General features: G+C 63.9%; 17 protein-coding genes. 9 read left to right on the top strand and 8 right to left on the bottom strand.

Features of this window, described 5'->3' with window-relative positions:
- Positions 1 to 27: 27 nt before the first annotated feature.
- From hflD to ACNKU3_RS05830, 4 genes are read right to left on the bottom strand one after another with little or no spacing between them, the layout of a single operon-like run.
- Positions 28 to 669: a high frequency lysogenization protein HflD gene (gene hflD, locus ACNKU3_RS05815; RefSeq protein ID WP_418258473.1), complete on the bottom strand. Its 642-nt coding sequence runs from the start codon at positions 667 to 669 to the stop codon at positions 28 to 30.
- Between the two features lies 1 nt (position 670).
- Positions 671 to 1,762, bottom strand: a complete 1,092-nt coding sequence (mnmA, locus tag ACNKU3_RS05820; protein WP_418258474.1) for a tRNA 2-thiouridine(34) synthase MnmA — start codon at positions 1,760 to 1,762, stop codon at positions 671 to 673.
- Complete coding sequence (locus ACNKU3_RS05825; protein WP_418258475.1) at positions 1,759 to 2,220, bottom strand: NUDIX domain-containing protein; 462 nt, start codon at positions 2,218 to 2,220, stop codon at positions 1,759 to 1,761. The genes mnmA and ACNKU3_RS05825 overlap by 4 nt, the downstream gene beginning before the upstream one ends.
- On the bottom strand, positions 2,217 to 2,849 hold the full coding sequence (locus ACNKU3_RS05830; protein ID WP_418258476.1) for a pseudouridine synthase: 633 nt from the start codon (positions 2,847 to 2,849) through the stop codon (positions 2,217 to 2,219). Before ACNKU3_RS05830 ends, ACNKU3_RS05825 begins: the two co-directional genes overlap by 4 nt.
- Before the next feature lie 146 nt (positions 2,850 to 2,995).
- Here ACNKU3_RS05830 and icd point away from each other — a divergent pair, with 146 nt between their 5' ends.
- The 3 genes from icd (at position 2,996) to clpA (ending at position 7,172) form a co-directional block, all read left to right on the top strand.
- Positions 2,996 to 4,249, top strand: a complete 1,254-nt coding sequence (icd, locus tag ACNKU3_RS05835; protein WP_418258477.1) for an NADP-dependent isocitrate dehydrogenase — start codon at positions 2,996 to 2,998, stop codon at positions 4,247 to 4,249.
- A gap of 291 nt (positions 4,250 to 4,540) precedes the next feature.
- A complete protein-coding gene (clpS, locus tag ACNKU3_RS05840; RefSeq protein ID WP_418258478.1) occupies positions 4,541 to 4,867 on the top strand; it encodes an ATP-dependent Clp protease adapter ClpS in 327 nt (108 codons plus the stop codon).
- Between the two features lie 16 nt (positions 4,868 to 4,883).
- A complete protein-coding gene (clpA, locus tag ACNKU3_RS05845; RefSeq protein ID WP_418258479.1) occupies positions 4,884 to 7,172 on the top strand; it encodes an ATP-dependent Clp protease ATP-binding subunit ClpA in 2,289 nt (762 codons plus the stop codon).
- A 38-nt stretch (positions 7,173 to 7,210) separates the two neighbouring features.
- Here the strand turns inward: clpA and infA are convergent, their stop codons facing one another.
- The 4 genes from infA to trxB all read right to left on the bottom strand — a co-directional run bounded on the left by infA (position 7,211) and on the right by trxB (position 10,054).
- Positions 7,211 to 7,429: a translation initiation factor IF-1 gene (infA, locus tag ACNKU3_RS05850; RefSeq protein ID WP_027948202.1), complete on the bottom strand. Its 219-nt coding sequence runs from the start codon at positions 7,427 to 7,429 to the stop codon at positions 7,211 to 7,213.
- Between the two features lie 105 nt (positions 7,430 to 7,534).
- Positions 7,535 to 8,245, bottom strand: a complete 711-nt coding sequence (locus ACNKU3_RS05855) for an arginyltransferase (RefSeq protein WP_418258480.1) — start codon at positions 8,243 to 8,245, stop codon at positions 7,535 to 7,537.
- Positions 8,242 to 8,955: a leucyl/phenylalanyl-tRNA--protein transferase gene (gene aat, locus ACNKU3_RS05860; RefSeq protein WP_418258481.1), complete on the bottom strand. Its 714-nt coding sequence runs from the start codon at positions 8,953 to 8,955 to the stop codon at positions 8,242 to 8,244. Before aat ends, ACNKU3_RS05855 begins: the two co-directional genes overlap by 4 nt.
- 151 nt (positions 8,956 to 9,106) lie before the next feature.
- The gene (gene trxB / locus ACNKU3_RS05865; protein ID WP_418258482.1) at positions 9,107 to 10,054 is read right to left on the bottom strand and encodes a thioredoxin-disulfide reductase; all 948 of its coding nucleotides are present in this window, start codon (positions 10,052 to 10,054) and stop codon (positions 9,107 to 9,109) included.
- 249 nt (positions 10,055 to 10,303) lie between these two features.
- Here trxB and ACNKU3_RS05870 point away from each other — a divergent pair, with 249 nt between their 5' ends.
- Genes ACNKU3_RS05870 through cysG form a run of 6 tightly spaced genes read left to right on the top strand, consistent with a single transcriptional unit; the run spans position 10,304 to position 17,714 of the window.
- Complete coding sequence (locus ACNKU3_RS05870) at positions 10,304 to 12,652, top strand: DNA translocase FtsK (RefSeq protein ID WP_418258483.1); 2,349 nt, start codon at positions 10,304 to 10,306, stop codon at positions 12,650 to 12,652.
- A gap of 8 nt (positions 12,653 to 12,660) precedes the next feature.
- Positions 12,661 to 13,284, top strand: a complete 624-nt coding sequence (gene lolA, locus ACNKU3_RS05875; protein WP_418258484.1) for an outer membrane lipoprotein chaperone LolA — start codon at positions 12,661 to 12,663, stop codon at positions 13,282 to 13,284.
- On the top strand, positions 13,274 to 14,590 hold the full coding sequence (locus ACNKU3_RS05880) for a replication-associated recombination protein A (protein WP_418258485.1): 1,317 nt from the start codon (positions 13,274 to 13,276) through the stop codon (positions 14,588 to 14,590). Before lolA ends, ACNKU3_RS05880 begins: the two co-directional genes overlap by 11 nt.
- A gap of 14 nt (positions 14,591 to 14,604) precedes the next feature.
- Positions 14,605 to 14,979: a fluoride efflux transporter CrcB gene (crcB, locus tag ACNKU3_RS05885; protein ID WP_418258486.1), complete on the top strand. Its 375-nt coding sequence runs from the start codon at positions 14,605 to 14,607 to the stop codon at positions 14,977 to 14,979.
- Positions 14,980 to 15,030: 51 nt separating this feature from the next.
- On the top strand, positions 15,031 to 16,329 hold the full coding sequence (gene serS / locus ACNKU3_RS05890) for a serine--tRNA ligase (protein ID WP_418258487.1): 1,299 nt from the start codon (positions 15,031 to 15,033) through the stop codon (positions 16,327 to 16,329).
- A gap of 2 nt (positions 16,330 to 16,331) precedes the next feature.
- On the top strand, positions 16,332 to 17,714 hold the full coding sequence (cysG, locus tag ACNKU3_RS05895) for a siroheme synthase CysG (RefSeq protein ID WP_418258488.1): 1,383 nt from the start codon (positions 16,332 to 16,334) through the stop codon (positions 17,712 to 17,714).
- Positions 17,715 to 17,731 lie beyond the last annotated feature (17 nt).

Below are 17,731 nucleotides of genomic sequence, written 5' to 3' on the forward strand. Positions count from 1 at the left end.
TTGCTCCGTTGAATGCGGGGGCGGATTTTACACCACCGGCAGATTGCGTGACAGTTCCTGGCTGGCGGCGAGCAGTTGCTTGCGCTGCAGCAGGAGTTTCCAGCGGCGCCCGCCGAGCTGCCGCCAGAGAAAGGCGGAGCGAATCCCGGCCAGCAGCAGGGCGCGAATGATGTCCGCATTGGACTCATCCTGCAGGTGCTGGGCGGCCCCGGTGACCTTGATGCGGAAACGCAGCTTGCTGAGCGTGTCCTGGTAGATACCGGAAATGCTGTGGCAGGTCGCGGTGACATTGGTGGAGAAATGTTCAGCGCGGAAACTGGCGTGTTCCAGCCGCGAGTGCACGACCGACATCATCTGCGGATTGGCGGCGAACTTGCGCTCGAGGTAGAGCAGGCTGAACACGTAGCGCACAACATCGCGGGCCTCTTCGTCGCGCCGGCTGGAGAGCATGGCACTGAGATTGATCAGGCCAAGTTTGACGTTGGCAATGCCGCCGTAGACCGCGATGACGTCGTCGGCATCGAAAGTAAACAGGCTGTTCACCGAGGCCTCGAGGAACTCCAGCGGGTAGGTGCCGGTGCGGGAGACCTGGTCGACGATGCGCGCCGCCTGGGTGACACCGGCGAGGGCCACGGCCTGTTGTTCAATTCGGCTAAGTTCGCGGCTCATCTCAACGGGCACTCTCGATCACACCGCCACCGAGGCAGATTTCACCGCTGTAAAATACGGCGGACTGCCCGGGCGTCACCGCGCGCTGCGGTTCGGCGAACTCGACGCGGTAGCCAGCGCCTTCCGCGTACACTGTACAGGCCTGGTCAGCCTGGCGGTAGCGGACCTTGGCTGTGCAGTGCAGGGGCATGGCCGGCGCCTCTCCCGCCACCCAGTAGACTTCGCCGAGGCGCAGGCTGTCGCTGTACAGCGCGGGGTGCTCGTTGCCCTGGGCAACCAGCAGCACATTGTTGTCGAGATCCTTGCCCACCACGTACCAGGGCGCGTCGCCGTGATTGGCCAACCCGCCGATGCCGAGGCCCTGGCGCTGGCCGATGGTGTGGTACATCAGGCCCTGGTGCCTGCCCAGGTACTCGCCGTCCAGCGAATGGATGTCGCCGGGCTGCGCCGGCAGGTACTGCTGCAGGAAGTCCTTGAAACGCCGCTCGCCGATAAAGCAGATACCGGTGGAATCCTTCTTCTTCGCGGTCGCGAGGCCGTGCTGTTCCGCCAGCGCGCGCACCGCGGGCTTTTCCAGTTCGCCCACGGGAAACAGGCTCTCGCCAATTTCCTCGTGGCCCACCGCGTGCAGGAAGTAACTCTGGTCCTTGTTGACGTCCAGGCCCTTGAGCAGGGCAGCGCGCCCGTTCACCTCGCCGCGGCGGACATAGTGGCCAGTGGCGATGCGGTCGGCACCGAGCATCCTGGCGTAATCGAGGAAGGCCTTGAACTTGATTTCACGGTTGCACAGGATGTCCGGGTTCGGCGTGCGACCGGCGCGGTATTCGGCGAGGAAATGCTCGAACACGTTGTCCCAGTACTCGGCGGCAAAATTGGCGCCGTGCAGGGGAATTCCGAGATTGTCCGCCACGGCCTGGGCGTCGGCAAAATCCTCCTTCGCGGTGCAGTACTCGGTGCCGTCGTCCTCTTCCCAGTTCTTCATGAACAGGCCTTCCACGGTGTAGCCCTGCTCCAGCAGCAATACGGCGGAAACAGAGGAGTCGACACCGCCGGACATGCCGACGATGACTTTTGTGGAGGCGTTAAAGCTCATGCGTAAATGAGATCCATGGGGGCGCACAGTCCCTTGCGGTGTTGCTCGATAGCCGCCAGTACCAGCGGGCTGCGCATTCTAGCAGAATTGGCGAGGATTGCCTCGTAACTGAGCCAGTGAATCGCGTGAATATCCGGGTCCAGCCGGGCCGTGGAATCCTCTGCCAGCGGCTCCGCGAGGAAGGTGGTGCGGTAGTAGAGCACCCCGTTCTGCGCGGGGTAGAGGGCCATGCCCAGCACTCCCGTGAGCCTGACCTCCCAGCGGGTTTCCTCGCGGGTCTCGCGCAGCGCAGCCTCCGCCAGGCTCTCGCCCGGGTCGAGGTGGCCCGCGGGCTGGTTGAACACCAGTTCCCCGGTGAATTTATCGCGCTCCTCGACGAGCAGGTACAGCCCGTCCCGCTCGACCACGGTGGCCACCGTGACATGCGGCGGCCAGTGGCATTCGGTGTTTTCGTTCATCGGCGTTTCCCCCGCTTCGATCGCGCGCCGCCAGCGCGGTTGTGCGGCGCATTGCCGGCGGGTTTCGCCGGGCCAGGTGTACGTGGAAGGTGGATGTGGACTTCCCGGTATTCGCCCGGGGCCAGGCCGGCCAGTTCCCAGTCGCCGATGGACCAGCGCACCAGCCGCAGGGTGGGCAGGCCAACCGCCGCGGTCATGCGCCGCACCTGCCGGTTGCGGCCCTCGCGGATGGACAGTTCCAGCCAGCTGTCGGGAACCGACTTGCGCTCGCGGACCGGCGGGTCCCGCGGCCACAGTTCCGGCGGGTCGACCTGCCGCACCCGGGCGGGCAGGGTGGGGCCGTCCTGCAGTACTACACCAGATTCCAGTTTCCTGAGCATGTCCGGGGCGGGCTCACCCTCCACCTGTACCAGGTAGGTTTTCCAGAGTTTGTGCCGCGGGTTGGCGATGCGCTGTTGCAGGGCGCCATCGTCGGTCAACAGCAGAAGCCCCTCGGAGTCGTAGTCAAGGCGGCCGGCGGCGCGAAAACCCGGCGCCCGCAGGTAGTCGCCGAGGGTCTTGCGACCTTCGCTGTCGGTAAACTGGCTGAGTACCCGGAAGGGCTTGTTGAACAGCAGGATGGTGGCCATGGTCGAGGCAGGATGAAATTTCCGTCAGGTCAGGAGAAAACAGGGCTATCGTGGTAAAATACGTGCCGCTTCCAACGACGGGGCGCCCAAGGGGAGTCCCCGCATTTCCAACGAACCCTGTCTAAAATAATGAATGGAGTACATACATGGGCTATAAGCATATCCAGGTTCCATCCGAGGGTGAGAAAATCACTGTCAACGCGGACCACAGCCTCAGCGTCCCCAACAATCCTATCATTCCTTTTATCGAAGGGGATGGTATCGGCGTCGACATCAGCCCGGTCATGATCGACGTGGTCGACGCGGCGGTTGCAAAAGCTTACGGCGGTGCGAAGAAAATCTCCTGGATGGAGATCTACACCGGCGAAAAAGCCGCAGAACTGTATGACGGCGACTGGTTCCCGGAAGAGACCCTGGACGCGATCAAGGAATACTCTGTGGGCATCAAGGGCCCCCTGACCACCCCGGTCGGCGGCGGTTTCCGCTCCCTCAACGTGGCCCTGCGCCAGGAACTGGACCTCTACACCTGCCTGCGCCCGGTGCGCTGGTTCGAGGGCGTACCTTCACCGGTAAAAGATCCCGGCGCCTGCAACATGGTGATCTTCCGTGAAAACTCCGAGGACATCTACGCCGGCATCGAGTACAAGGCCGGTTCCGAGGAAGCCCAGAAGGTCGTCGACTTCATCATCAACGAAATGGGCGCCACCAAGATCCGTTTCCCCACCAACGTCGGCATCGGCATCAAGCCGGTCTCCGAGGAAGGCACCAAGCGCCTGGTGCGCAAAGCCATCCAGTACGCCATCGACCAGGACCTGCCCTCCGTGACCCTGGTGCACAAGGGCAACATCATGAAGTTCACCGAAGGCGCCTTCCGCGACTGGGGCTACGAGCTGGCCCAGCAGGAATTCGGTGGCGAGCTGCTCGACGGCGGCCCCTGGGTATCGGTGAAAAACCCCAATAACGGCAAGGAAATCGTCATCAAGGACGTGATTGCCGACGCCATGCTGCAGCAGATACTAACCCGCCCGAGGGATTACAGCGTGGTCGCCACCCTGAACCTGAACGGCGACTACCTGTCCGATGCGCTGGCTGCCCAGGTCGGCGGTATCGGCATTGCTCCGGGCGCCAACCTGTCAGATACCGTGGCCCTGTTCGAGGCGACCCACGGTACCGCGCCGAAGTACGCCGGCCAGGACAAGGTGAATCCCGGCTCCCTGATCCTCTCCGCGGAAATGATGCTGCGCCACCTGGGCTGGAACGAGGCCGCCGACCTGATCATCGACGGCATGAACGGCGCCATCCAGGCGAAAACCGTCACCTATGACTTCGAACGCCTGATGGAAGGGGCGACCCTGCTGTCCTGCTCGGAGTTCGGCAAGGCAATCATCGCGGCGATGTAGGCGGGGCGATAAAGCCACCGCGGAAATGGCTCGCCCCGGCGGGCCATTTTTTTGCCCGGGGTTTTCCGGCGATGAAGGGGAGACTGCGGGGAAGAACGCCACTATAGCATTAAAAATATTCCCCCTGTCCAGTTTGCGGGCCTTTAAAAACCCGAGTATCGTAATCATATAGAACCGAGTGCCAGCGCAACCCGGAGGGAGGTTTCGACCATCACCTGCAGGCACCGGAATCCCCCAAGACCCGGATTGAGTAGTCCCGTGAGATATATCCACACAGGTAAGCACTGGCTGATGAGCGACGAACCACAGCGCAGTGATGACGGCGATACCGCGCTGCAGGAATCGAAGCCAGAGCTCAAGCGCCCACCCCTGTACAAAGTGGTGCTGATCAACGACGACTACACGCCGATGGAATTCGTGGTGGAAGTGCTGGAAATGTTTTTCCGTATGAACCGTGAACAGGCTACCCATGTGATGCTTACGGTGCATACCCAGGGCAAGGGCGTCTGCGGTATTTTCACCCGTGATATCGCCGAGACCAAGGCCGCGCAAGTCAACCAGTACGCCAGGGAGAACGAACACCCCCTGTTGTGCGAAATCGAAGCATCTGAGGGCTAGTCCCCGGGAGTGGTATATGCTGAGCAAAGACCTTGAACAGTCGCTGAACGATGCATTTCGCGGCGCTAAGGCCAAGCGGCACGAATTCATGACGGTCGAGCACCTGCTACTGGCGCTGCTCGACAACAATGACGCGATTCGTGTGCTCAAGGCCTGCGGCGCAGACATTGGCGCCCTGCGCGGCGACCTCACCGAGTTCGTCGATGCCACCACCCCCCTGATCCCGGATGACGACGAAGAGCGCGAAACGCAGCCGACCCTCGGCTTCCAGCGGGTGCTGCAGCGCGCGGTATTCCACGTACAGTCCTCGGGCAAGAGCGAAGTTACCGGCGCCAACGTGCTGGTCGCCATCTTCAGCGAATCCGAGAGCCAGGCGGTATTCTTCCTGAAAACCCAGAGTGTTGCCCGGCTCGACGTGGTCAACTACATCACCCACGGCATCTCCAAGGTGGCCGGTGAAGGCGAATCATCCGACCCGGAATCCTCCGCGGAGAACGAGGCCGGCGCTACTGGCGAGGACGGCGAGGGCAACCCGCTGGACAACTTCGCCACCAACCTGAACCGGGAAGCCGCGGAAGGCCATATCGACCCCCTGATCGGCCGGGTTCCGGAAGTCGAGCGGGTGGCACAGATCCTGGCCCGCCGGCGCAAGAACAACCCGCTGCTGGTGGGCGAATCCGGCGTCGGTAAAACCGCCATCGTTGAGGGCCTGGCAAAGAAAATTATCGATGGCGACGTCCCGGAAACCCTGAAAAATGCCGTGGTCTACTCCCTCGACCTCGGTTCGCTGCTCGCCGGTACCAAGTACCGCGGCGACTTCGAGAAACGCTTCAAGGGCCTGCTGGCGGAGCTGAAAAGGCGCGACCACGCCATTCTCTTCATCGACGAGGTGCACACCATCATCGGCGCCGGCGCGGCCTCGGGCGGCGTCATGGACGCCAGCAACCTGCTCAAGCCCCTGCTCAGTTCGGGCAAGCTGCGCTGCATCGGTTCGACCACCTTCCAGGAATACCGGGGCATCTTCGACAAGGACCGCGCGCTGTCGCGCCGTTTCCAGAAGATCGACGTGATGGAGCCCAGCACCGAGGACGCCTACAAGATTCTCAAGGGCCTCAAATCCCGCTTCGAGGAGCACCACGGGCTGCGCTACACCGACAAGGCACTGAAGGTCGCAACCGATCTCTCCGCGCGCTATATCACCGACCGTTTCCTGCCGGACAAGGCCATCGACGTCATCGACGAGGCCGGGGCCTACCAGCAGCTGCAGCCGGTGTCCAGGCGCAAGAAGGTTATCGGCCCCTCGGATATCGAGGCGGTGATCGCCAAGATTGCACGCATTCCCCCGAAAACTGTCAGCAGTGACGACAAGGAAACCCTGCAGAAGCTGGAGCAGAACCTGCGCATGGTGGTGTTTGGCCAGGACCAGGCGATCTCCAGCCTCACCACCTCGATCAAGCTGGCCCGCGCCGGCCTGCGCTCCGGCGACAAGCCGATCGGCTCCTTCCTGCTGGCCGGGCCCACCGGGGTGGGCAAGACCGAGGTGACCAAGCAACTGGCGCGGCAACTGGGGCTGGAGCTGATCCGCTTCGACATGTCCGAATACATGGAGCGGCACACGGTTTCCCGCCTGATCGGCGCGCCCCCCGGTTATGTCGGTTTCGACCAGGGCGGCTTGCTCACCGATGCGGTCACCAAGCACCCGCACTCGGTGGTCCTGCTCGACGAGATCGAAAAGGCCCACCCGGAAGTCTTCAACCTGCTGCTGCAGGTCATGGACCATGGCACCCTGACCGACAACAACGGCCGGCAGGCGGATTTCCGCAACGTGATCCTGGTGATGACCACCAACGCCGGTGCCGAGAGCATCAGCCGCCGCACCATCGGCTTTACCACCCAGGACCACAGCACCGACGGCATGGAGGCGATCAACCGCATGTTCACCCCGGAATTCCGCAACCGGCTGGATTCCATCGTGCAGTTCGAACCGCTGGGCGAGGACGTCATCCTCACAGTGGTCGACAAGTTCCTCACCGAACTGCAGGGCCAGCTGGACGAGAAGCGGGTGATGCTGGATGTGGATGAAGAGGCGCGGCTGTGGCTGGTCGAGAAGGGCTACGACCGGCACATGGGCGCGCGACCGATGGAGCGGGTCATCCAGGAGCACATCAAGAAGCCGCTGGCGGAACTGGTGCTGTTCGGGGAGCTGGCACACGCAGGCGGCACGGCGGAGGTCCACCTCAACAAGGCGGAAGATCGCCTTGAAGTGCGGGTCAGGGAAGAGGAATCGGTACTCGAGGAGAGCTGAGTGCCTGGGGCGGGCCAACAGCCCGCCCTGCGCCCAACTTAACGTTCGCGGTAGGTAATGCGGCCTTTGGTAAGGTCATAGGGCGTCAGCTCGACGCGAACCTTGTCACCGGTAAGAATACGGATGTAGTTCTTGCGCATCTTGCCCGAAATATGGGCAGTCACCACGTGTCCGTTCTCGAGCTGGACACGAAAAGTCGTATTGGGAAGGGTGTCGATGACTTCCCCTTCCATTTCAATCTGGTCTTCCTTCGCCATTCTAGTGGCTTTCCTCAGTCTGGAACCGGGGCGCATTTTGCCTCAAACCCGCGCACGATTCTACCTCCGGGGTAAATAAGCCCGGAATTCGTTTCCCGGGGCGTGTTAGAGGAGGGCGGTCCAGCGACCGTTGATGAACAGTTCGAGGGGCCGGTATTCGGATTTGTAGGCCATCTTGCGGCAGTTTTTGATCCAGTAGCCGAGGTAGAGATAGTCCAGGCCCAGTTCGGCGGTGTGCTCGACCTGCCAGAGAATCGCGAAGCGACCGAGGCTGCGGTCGGTCGCCGCGGGGTCGAAAAAGGTATAGATCGCGGACAGGCCGTCCAGCAGTTCGTCCACCACCGCGATGGCCGTCAGCTTGCCGCCGGTGTAGAAACGGTAGTAGCGGGTGCAATCCCAGGCGTTGTTGAGGAACGACAGGTACTGCTCACGGTCCGGCGGGTACATGTCGCCGTCCGAATGGCGCTGTTCGATATAGCGGCGGTAGAGGTCGTAGGCGGCCTCGTCGCGAATATCCGGGGTGCATTCGACCTCGAGGTCGCGGTTGTCGCGCAGGGTCCGCCGCTGGGCCCGGTTGGGGGCAAAATCCGCCACCGGGATACGCGCCGGGATACAGGCCTGGCAGTGGCTGCAGTGGGGGCGGTAGAGATGGTTGCCGCTGCGCCGAAAGCCCAGCAGGGACAGGTTGCTGTACAGCGACTGGTCGACTTCCTGGCGCGGGTCCACGAACAGCGTGGTGGCTTCCCGGTTTTCCAGGTAGCTGCAGCTGTGGGGATAGGTGGTATAGACCTTAAGGTCCCGCAATGACGAGGTCACGACAGTTCTCCGCAGGTGTCCGGCAATGTCCACACCGACTGATCGTGCGGCACATCGGCAAATTCGTCAAGCAATCCCTCAAATTCCGCGCGACTGATGTTGCAGGCCCCCAGGGAATTCAGGTGTGCGCTCTCGACCTGGCAGTCGATCAGGCGGAAACCGCCACGGCGCAGGATGTCCACCAGCCCCACCATTGCCACCTTGGACGCGTCACTGACCCTGCTGAACATGGACTCGCCAAAAAATACCCGCCCCAGGGCGATGCCGTAGAGGCCGCCGACCAGCGCACCTTCGCCGTCGTAGACTTCAATCGAGTGGGCATGGCCGATGGCGTGCAGGTCGCAATAGGCGCCGATCATGTCGCTGCCGATCCAGGTGCCGAGGCCGTCGCCGCGCAGTTCGGCACAGGCGGCCATCACCTGGGGAAAGCGCTGGTCGACCGCCAGCCTGAAGTGATCCCGGCGCAGGGTGCGGCGCAGGGAGCGGGATACCCGCAGGTTTCCGGGAAACAGCACCGAGCGTGGGTTCGGGGTCCACCAGAGCACCGGCTGGGGCTCCTCATACCAGGGAAAAATTCCCCGCCGGTAGGCCCCAAGCAGTCGTTTGGCGCTGAGATCGCCGCCCACGGCGAGCAGCCCGGAGGGATACTCCAGGGCCTCGCTGGAGGGCGGGAAATCGTCCCCGCTGTGCAATTGGGTCAGGTGGCGCATGACTTCAGTTTAGGATCGGGAGTGCGCCTCCACCAGTCGGCGGGGGCTTCGTCGGGTCACAATTGGGATGTGAGTCACGGCGGGAAGTTCCGCCGGGGGAATCGCGGGAGCCGGACCGCAGAAGAGGGCGATACGGCTCCGCGCGAGTGCTTTACAGGTTGTCGAGGTACTTCTCCGCGTCCAGCGCGGCCATACAGCCAAAGCCTGCGGAGGTGACCGCCTGGCGATAGACGTGGTCGCCCACGTCACCGGCGGCGAATACACCGGGTACGCTGGTGGCGGTGGCGTTGCCCTCGAGACCACTGCGAATCACGATATAGCCGTCTTTCATCTCGATCTGGCCGGCGAAGATATCCGTGTTGGGCTTGTGGCCGATGGCAACAAAGACGCCGGCCACGTCCACATCCTGGGTGGCGTCAGTCTTGGTGGATTTCACCCGCATGCCGGTGACGCCGGTCTCATCGCCCAGTACCTCGTCGAGCACGTGGTCCCAGAGAATGGTGACCTTGCCTTCCTTTTCCTTGGCGAACAACCGGTCCTGCAGCACTTTCTCCGAGCGCAGGGCGTCGCGGCGGTGTACCAGGGTCACGTGGCTGGCGATATTGGCCAGGTAGAGCGCCTCTTCCACGGCGGTATTGCCACCGCCGATCACGGCGACCTTCTGGTTGCGGTAGAAGAAGCCGTCACAGGTCGCACAGGCGCTGACGCCCTTGCCCATGAACGCTTCTTCCGAGGGCAGGCCGAGGTACTGGGCGGAGGCGCCGGTGGCGATGATCAGGGCATCGCAGGTGTAGCTGCCGCTGCCCTTGAGTTGCATCGGGCGGGTGGACAAGTCCACCGAATCAATATGGTCGAAGAGCACTTCAGTGCCAAAGCGCTCGACGTGCTCCTGCATGTTCACCATCAACTCGGGGCCCTGGAGCTCGGCGTGGCCGCCCGGCCAGTTTTCGACCTCGGTAGTGGTGGTCAGCTGGCCACCCTGTTGCATCCCGGTAATCACCACCGGGTTGAGGTTGGCGCGCGCCGCGTAAACCGCCGCCGTGTAGCCCGCGGGTCCGCTGCCGAGAATGATCAGGGGGATATGTCGTACATCGCTCATCTATCGCGTTTCCTTAAGTCAGACTGGTTCCATCCCACAGTTTAGCGTGGCTGTGGGCGTGGCGGGCGAACCCGTGGATTCGAGAATTCTTTCCCGTATCTGGGGGCGACTTATGGTACTTTAAAGGGCAGAGGGCAGCAAAGCCTATCCCATTTCTAAATAAACCCTTTAAGCCTTTGAAAATAATCAGGATATGAGGGAAAATTAAAGTACTTTATAAAGGTCGTGCCAGCGCTGCGCGACCTGTGTATGCCAGGGGCCAGTGTAAGGACGAACCGCAGCGTGCCAGATACACCCAGTAGTGAAAACTTTCTCGGCACCCGCCTGCGCGAAGGGGCCTTCATCGGCGTCAGCGCAGTGTGCCTGTACCTGCTGCTGGCGCTGTTCACCTACAGCCCCCGGGACCCGGGCTGGTCCGCCAGCGGGGCGGGCACCCGCATCGCTAACCTCGGCGGCCCCACCGGCGCCTGGCTGGCAGATGTCTTTTTCTCCCTGGTTGGTTACGCCGCCTACCTGTTCCCCCTGTTGCTGGCCTACCGGGCGCTGGTCATCCTGCTGGAGCGCCACGAGGCCAAGCCCTTCGACTGGGTGACCCTGGGTATCCGCGCCCTCGGCCTGGTACTGGTGATGATATCCGGCACCGCCCTCACGGCGATCAACGATGTCGGCGGCTCCGGCCTGCCACAGGGCGCCGGGGGCATCCTCGGACAGGCCATCGGCCACTCCTTTGTCGCCGCCTTCAGCGACGTCGGCAGCCGGCTGATCCTGGCCGCGGTATTCCTCTTTGGCATCACCATCTTCACCGATCTCAGCTGGCTCGCCCTGATGGACCGCATCGGCGCCTTTGCGATACAGGCATTTACCCGCTCCCGCGACTGGGCAATGACCACCGTGGACAATTTCCGCGACCGGCGCGCCCGGGAAAAAGCCGTGGAAGCGCGCAAGATCGTCATCGAAGAGCATGTCGAAAAGGAAAAAAAGCGCAAACCGCCGAAGATCAAATCGCTCAAGCCGAAGGCCGAGATGTCCGAGCGGGTGGAAAAGGAGAAACAGCAGCCACTGTTCGACGCCCCGGTCACCGGGGAACTGCCGCCCCTGGAACTGCTCGACCCCGAGACCCGGGACCCCAGCCTCGGCTACTCCCCCGAGGCGCTCGAGGCCCTGTCCAAGTTGCTGGAACTGAAGCTGGCGGACTTCGGGGTGACTGCGGAAGTGACCGCGGTCTATCCCGGGCCGGTGATCACCCGCTTTGAAATCCAGCCCGCGCCGGGGGTCAAGGTGTCGCGCATCTCCAACCTCGCCAAGGACCTGGCGCGCTCGCTGGCGGTCATTTCCGTGCGCGTGGTGGAAGTCATCCCGGGCAAGTCGGTCGTCGGCATCGAGATCCCCAACGAACACCGCGAGATCGTCAATTTCCGCGAAGTCCTGTCCTCCCGCGCCTTCGACCAGTCGCGCTCGCCGCTGACCCTTGCGCTGGGTCACGACATCTCCGGTGAACCGGTGGTGGCGGATCTCGCCAAGATGCCGCACCTGCTGGTGGCGGGCACTACCGGCTCCGGTAAATCGGTGGGCGTGAACGCCATGCTGCTGAGCCTGCTTTACAAGTCTGGCCCGGATGATGTGCGCCTGATTCTCGTCGACCCCAAGATGCTCGAACTCTCGGTCTACGACGGCATTCCGCACCTGCTGACGCCGGTGATTACCGACATGAAAGACGCCGCCAACGGCCTGCGCTGGTGCGTGGCCGAGATGGAGCGGCGCTACAAGCTGATGGCCCAGCTGGGGGTCAGGAACCTTGGCGGCTACAACCGCAAGATCATCGACGCCAATAAGGCGGGCACCCCGATTCCGGACCCGCTGTGGAAGCCGGACCCGATCTTTGCCATGACCGAGGAAGAACAGACCCCGCCCAACCTGGAGAAGCTGCCCTCGATCGTCGTCGTCATCGACGAGTTCGCCGACATGATGATGATCGTCGGCAAGAAGGTCGAGGAGCTGATCGCGCGGATCGCGCAGAAGGCGAGAGCCGCGGGCATCCACCTGATCCTCGCCACCCAGCGTCCCTCGGTGGACGTGATCACCGGTTTGATCAAGGCCAACGTGCCGACGCGGATCGCCTTCCAGGTGTCCTCGAAGGTCGACTCGCGGACCATCCTCGACCAGGGCGGGGCAGACCAGTTGCTCGGCCACGGCGACATGCTCTACCTGCCGCCGGGCTCCGGCGTGCCCAACCGGGTGCACGGCGCCTTCGTCTCCGACGAGGAAGTGCACCGCGTGGTGGCCGACTGGAAGCGCCGCGGCGAACCCCTGTACATCGACGGCCTGCTCGACGAGGGCGGCCAGACCCCGGTCACCGCCGGGGAACTCCAGGCCAGTAACGGGGACGAAGGTGAGGAGGAGGATGCGCTGTACGACGAGGCCGTGCACTACGTGACCCAGAGCCGCAGGGCGTCGATTTCCAGCGTACAGCGCAAGCTGCGCATCGGTTACAACCGCGCCGCCCGCCTCATCGAAACCATGGAAGCTGCCGGCGTGGTGAGCGCCATGGGCAGTAACGGCCAGCGCGAAGTGCTGGCGCCGCCACCACCCGAGGATTGAGATTCCCAATGCGACGTTTTCTACTGCTCGGCGCGCTGACCCTGTGCCTGGTCATCGGTGTTGCGCGCTCCGAAGAAGATGCCACAGCCCAACTCGCCCAGCAACTGACCGCCATCTCGCAGCTCAGCGGACATTTCAGCCAGAGCCAGCGCGGCGCCGGCGCAGAGGGCGAACTGACCTACGCCAGCGGCAGCTTCCGCCTGCTGCGCCCGAGCTATTTCGCCTGGATCATCAGCGCCCCCGACGACCAAGAGATCATCGCCGACGGCGACACGTTGTGGCACTACGACCGCGACCTCGAAACGGTTACCCGGCGTCCCCTCGGCGGCGCGCAGATGCAATCGCCACTGCAGGTGCTTTCCGGTGACTACCAGGCCCTGCGCCGCGACTACGAGGTTACCGCAACTGGACAGGGCCGTTTCCAACTGGTGCCGAAATCGGCGCAACCGGCTTTTCGCGAGCTCACCCTTGTATTCAGCGACGGCACCCTCGGCGGCATGGAAATCCTCGACAACCTGGGCCAGCTGCTGCTGATCGAATTCACTGACCTGGACCGCAATCCCGGCCTGACACCGGCAGACTTTGTCTTCAAGGTCCCGGAGGACGCCGACTTCTTCGACTATGCGCAGTGATCTGTTCAGCGGCGAAGAGGACAGCGGTTACCAGCCCCTGGCCTCGCGACTGCGCCCCACCGACCTCGGCGCCTATGTCGGCCAGAGTCACCTGCTGGCCCCCGGCAAACCCCTGCGCCGGGCACTCGAGCAGCGGCAACTGCATTCGATGATTTTCTGGGGGCCGCCCGGGGTGGGCAAGACCACCCTGGCGCGCATCGCGGCCCAGTCTGCCAACGCCCAGTTCCTGCAACTCTCCGCCGTGCTCTCCGGGGTCAAGGACATCCGCGAGGCGGTGGCCCGCGCGCGGGACTTTCGCGCCCGCGGCAGCGACACCGTGCTTTTCGTGGATGAAGTGCACCGCTTCAACAAGGCCCAGCAGGACGCCTTCCTGCCCTACGTGGAGGACGGCACGCTGATCTTCATCGGCGCCACCACCGAAAACCCGTCCTTCGAACTCAACAACGCCCTGTTGTCGCGGGCCCGCGTCTACAAGCTGCGCTCCCTGCAACGGGATGAAATCCTCGACGTGCTGCAGCGCGGCCTGGCGGTGCTGGACAGTGACCTCAAGGCGGCTCCCGGCACACTGGACCTGCTCGCGGCCCAGGCCGACGGCGACGCCCGCCGGGCCCTGAACCTGCTGGAACTGGCCGCCGACCTGGCGGAGCAGGGCGAGATCACCGAGCGCACCATCGCCGAGGTCCTGCAGGATTCCCTGCGCCGTTTCGACAAGGGCGGCGACGTGTTCTACGACCAGATCAGCGCCCTGCACAAGGCGGTGCGCGGCAGCGCACCTGACGCGGCCCTGTACTGGTTCTGCCGCATGCTGGACGGCGGCTGCGACCCCCTGTACATCGCCCGGCGCGTGGTGCGCATGGCCAGCGAGGATATCGGCAACGCCGACCCGCGGGCCCTGACCATAGCTCTGGACGCCTGGCAGGTACAGGAGCGCCTCGGTAGCCCCGAGGGCGAACTGGCGATTGCCCAGGCGGTGATCTACCTCGCCTGCGCGGCCAAAAGCAATGCGGTCTACACCGCCTACAATGCCGCCAGGGCGGAAATCGCCGACAGTGAAAGCCTCGAAGTGCCCCTGCACCTGCGCAACGCCCCCACCGCACTGATGAAGTCGCTGGACCACGGCGCCGAGTACCGCTACGCCCACGACGAGGAGGGCGCCTACGCCGCCGGCGAGAACTACTTCCCGCCGGAACTGCAGGACCGGGTCTACTACCACCCGGTGGATCGCGGGCTGGAACAGAAGATTCGTGAAAAGCTCGCTTACCTGCGCGAACGGGACAAAACCAGTACAATACGCCGCTACGACTGAGGCCCCGGGGAAGCATGAAATACCTGCTGTTCATAGCGTTGGGTGGCGCCGGCGGTGCCGTGTCCCGCTACCTGATGGCCAACTGGGTGCACCAGCTGTGGGAGGGCAAGTGGCCGCTGGGCACGCTGCTGGTCAACATGATCGGCTCTTTCGCCATCGGGGTCATATTCGTGCTGATTGAACGCCAGGTGATTCACCCGGACTGGCGCAGTGTATTGATGGTGGGCTTCCTCGGCGCGTTTACCACCTTTTCCACATTCTCGCTGGAAACGGTCGCGCTGCTGGAACAGGGCCACTACACCCACGCGTTCGGCTACATGTTTGCCAGCGCAATCCTCTGCGTGGCGATGGCGGGCCTGTCCGTCTACCTGACCCGCGCATTGATTTGAGTGACGTTCCGCAGTGTCGGGACACCGGATTAACGACAGGAACACACACCTATGTTGGATGTAAAAGCCGTCAGGCAGGACCCGGAGGCGGTAGCCGCGGTATTGAAGAAACGCGGTTTCGAGTTTGATGTCGCGCAGTTCCAGGCGCTGGACGCGCGGCGCAAGCAGGCCGATATCGACAGCCAGAACCTGCTCGCCGAGCGCAAGGCGGCATCGAAGCAGGTCGGCGTGCTGATCCAGCAGGGGGTCAGCGTGGAGGCGGCGAAGGCCCAGGTCGAGGAGACCCTGCAAAAAATTGCCGGCCAGATCGAAGCCCTGACCAGCGAAGCCAAAGAGGCCCAGGCGGCCCTGGAAGAACTGCTGCTGTCGGTGCCCAATATCCTCGACGAGGCGGTGCCCGAGGGCGCCTCGGAAGCCGACAACACCGAAATCAGCCGCTGGGGCGAGCCGCGCCAGTTTGATTTCGAGGTGCGCGACCACGTCGCCCTCGGCGAGGGGCTCGGCGACATGGATTTCGAAACCGCGGGCAAGATCACCGGTTCGCGCTTCAATGTCATGTACGGCCCCCTGGCGCGCATGCACCGGGCCCTGATCCAGTTCATGCTGGACCTGCACACCCGCGAGCACGGCTACCGCGAGATCTACGTGCCCTACATCGTCAACCGCGACTCCCTGCGCGGCACCGGCCAGCTGCCGAAGTTCGAGGAAGACCTGTTCCGGCTGGAGGGGGAGCAGGGCTACTACCTGATCCCCACCGCCGAGGTGCCGGTGACCAACGTCGCCCGCGACCGCATCTTCGAGGACGGCGAACTGGGCGGACAGGGCGTGCGCTTCACCTGCCACACGCCCTGTTTTCGCAGCGAGGCGGGCAGCTACGGCCGCGACACCCGGGGCATGATTCGGCAGCACCAGTTCGAGAAGGTCGAGCTGGTGCAACTGGTGCGTCCCGGCCAGTCCGACGCCGCGCTGGAAGAACTCACCGGTCACGCCGAACAGGTACTGCAGCGGCTGGAATTGCCCTATCGCAAGGTGCTGCTGTGCAGCGGCGATATCGGCTTCTCCGCGCGCAAGACCTATGACCTCGAGGTCTGGCTGCCGGCGCAGGACACCTATCGCGAGATTTCCTCCTGCAGCAACTTCGGCGACTTCCAGGCGCGCCGCATGCAGGCGCGCTGGCGCAACCCGGAAACCGGCAAGCCGGAACTGCTTCACAGCCTCAACGGCTCCGGCCTCGCCGTCGGCCGGACACTGGTGGCAATCATGGAGAACTACCAGCAGGCGGACGGCAGCATCACGGTACCTCTGGCCCTGCAGCCCTACATGGGCGGCGTTGAAGTCCTGAGTCCCTGACCATGCGCTACCTGCCGGTCTGTCTCTCCCTGCAGGACGCCCCGGTTACCCTGGTCGGCGCCGGGATTGTCGCCACCCGCAAGGCGCGCCTGCTGTGCCGCGCGGGGGCGCAACTGACGGTCATCGCGCCCGAGGCCACCGGTGAACTGCAACAGCTACTGGCGCAACACGGGGGAAAGTGGCAGCAGCGGGCCTACGCTTCCGGGGACCTCGCCGGCAGCACCCTGGTGGTGGCGGCGACGCCGGATAGCGCTGTCAATGCCCAGGTCTCCCGGGACGCCGGTGGGCTCAACCTGCCGGTCAACGTGGTGGATTCACCCGAGCTGTGCAGCTTCATATTCCCCTCGATTGTCGACCGCGACCCGCTGTTGATCGCCATCAGCAGCAGCGGGCAGTCGCCGGTGCTGGCGCGCCTGTTGCGGCGCAAAATCGAGTCCCTGGTCCCGGCGGCCTATGGCCGGCTGGCGCAGTTTGCCGGCCGTTTTCGCGACCGGGTCAAGACGGCCCTGCCCGAAGATACCCCGCGCCGCCTGTTCTGGGAGCAGGCGATGGAGGGCACCATCGGCGAGCAGGTCATGGCCGGCCGCGAACAGCGCGCGCAGGAGCTGCTGGAGCAGCGCCTGGCCGAGACCGACGGCCTGTACACCGGCGAGGTCTACCTGGTGGGGGCAGGGCCCGGCGATCCGGACCTGATGACGTTCAAGGCGGTGCGCCTGTTGCAGAGCGCGGACGTGGTGCTGTACGACGCCCTGGTGTCTGCGCCGATACTGGAAATGGCCCGCCGCGACGCGAAGATGATCTATGTCGGCAAGCGCCGCGCGGACCACGCGGTACCCCAGGAACAGATCAACCAGCTGCTGCTCGACCTGGCGCTGGAGGGCAAGCGGGTAGTGCGCCTGAAGGGCGGGGACCCGTTTATCTTTGGCCGCGGCGGCGAGGAAATCGAATTGCTGGCACAGCACCGGGTACCCTTCCAGGTGGTGCCGGGCATCACTGCCGCCAGTGGCGCAGCCTGTTACGCGGGCATTCCACTGACCCACCGCGACCACGCCCAGTCGGTGCGCTTCGTCACCGGGCATCTCAAGGATGGCAGCAGCAATCTCGACTGGGATTCATTCCGCTCCACCACCGAGACCCTGGTGTTCTACATGGGCCTGGTAGGCCTGCCGCAGATCTGCGCACAACTGACCGCTCACGGCCGCAGTGGCGACACCCCGGTGGCGGTGGTGGAACGCGCCACGCTGGACGAGCAGCGGGTCCTGACCGGGACGCTGGCAACGATAGGCGGGGTAGTGGAGCGCGAGCAACCAAAGGCGCCCACGCTGATCATCGTTGGCAGTGTGGTGCAACTGCACCAGTCACTGGCCTGGTTCGGGGAGGCCTGAGGGGCCTCCCGGCAGGG

This window comes from Haliea sp. E17 (assembly GCF_048323675.1).
Lineage (GTDB): Bacteria > Pseudomonadota > Gammaproteobacteria > Pseudomonadales > Halieaceae > Mangrovimicrobium.

Coding starts and splice junctions, on each gene's coding strand:
- ACNKU3_RS05825 (WP_418258475.1), bottom strand. CDS start 2,220: ATGAACGAAAACACCGAATGCCACTGGCCGCCGCATGTCACGGTGGCC.
- aat (WP_418258481.1), bottom strand. CDS start 8,955: ATGCGCCACCTGACCCAATTGCACAGCGGGGACGATTTCCCGCCCTCC.
- cysG (WP_418258488.1), top strand. CDS start 16,332: ATGCGCTACCTGCCGGTCTGTCTCTCCCTGCAGGACGCCCCGGTTACC.
- mnmA (WP_418258474.1), bottom strand. CDS start 1,762: ATGAGCTTTAACGCCTCCACAAAAGTCATCGTCGGCATGTCCGGCGGT.
- ACNKU3_RS05830 (WP_418258476.1), bottom strand. CDS start 2,849: ATGGCCACCATCCTGCTGTTCAACAAGCCCTTCCGGGTACTCAGCCAG.
- clpS (WP_418258478.1), top strand. CDS start 4,541: ATGAGCGACGAACCACAGCGCAGTGATGACGGCGATACCGCGCTGCAG.
- icd (WP_418258477.1), top strand. CDS start 2,996: ATGGGCTATAAGCATATCCAGGTTCCATCCGAGGGTGAGAAAATCACT.
- lolA (WP_418258484.1), top strand. CDS start 12,661: ATGCGACGTTTTCTACTGCTCGGCGCGCTGACCCTGTGCCTGGTCATC.
- clpA (WP_418258479.1), top strand. CDS start 4,884: ATGCTGAGCAAAGACCTTGAACAGTCGCTGAACGATGCATTTCGCGGC.
- infA (WP_027948202.1), bottom strand. CDS start 7,429: ATGGCGAAGGAAGACCAGATTGAAATGGAAGGGGAAGTCATCGACACC.
- serS (WP_418258487.1), top strand. CDS start 15,031: ATGTTGGATGTAAAAGCCGTCAGGCAGGACCCGGAGGCGGTAGCCGCG.
- hflD (WP_418258473.1), bottom strand. CDS start 669: ATGAGCCGCGAACTTAGCCGAATTGAACAACAGGCCGTGGCCCTCGCC.
- trxB (WP_418258482.1), bottom strand. CDS start 10,054: ATGAGCGATGTACGACATATCCCCCTGATCATTCTCGGCAGCGGACCC.
- ACNKU3_RS05880 (WP_418258485.1), top strand. CDS start 13,274: ATGCGCAGTGATCTGTTCAGCGGCGAAGAGGACAGCGGTTACCAGCCC.
- ACNKU3_RS05870 (WP_418258483.1), top strand. CDS start 10,304: ATGCCAGGGGCCAGTGTAAGGACGAACCGCAGCGTGCCAGATACACCC.
- crcB (WP_418258486.1), top strand. CDS start 14,605: ATGAAATACCTGCTGTTCATAGCGTTGGGTGGCGCCGGCGGTGCCGTG.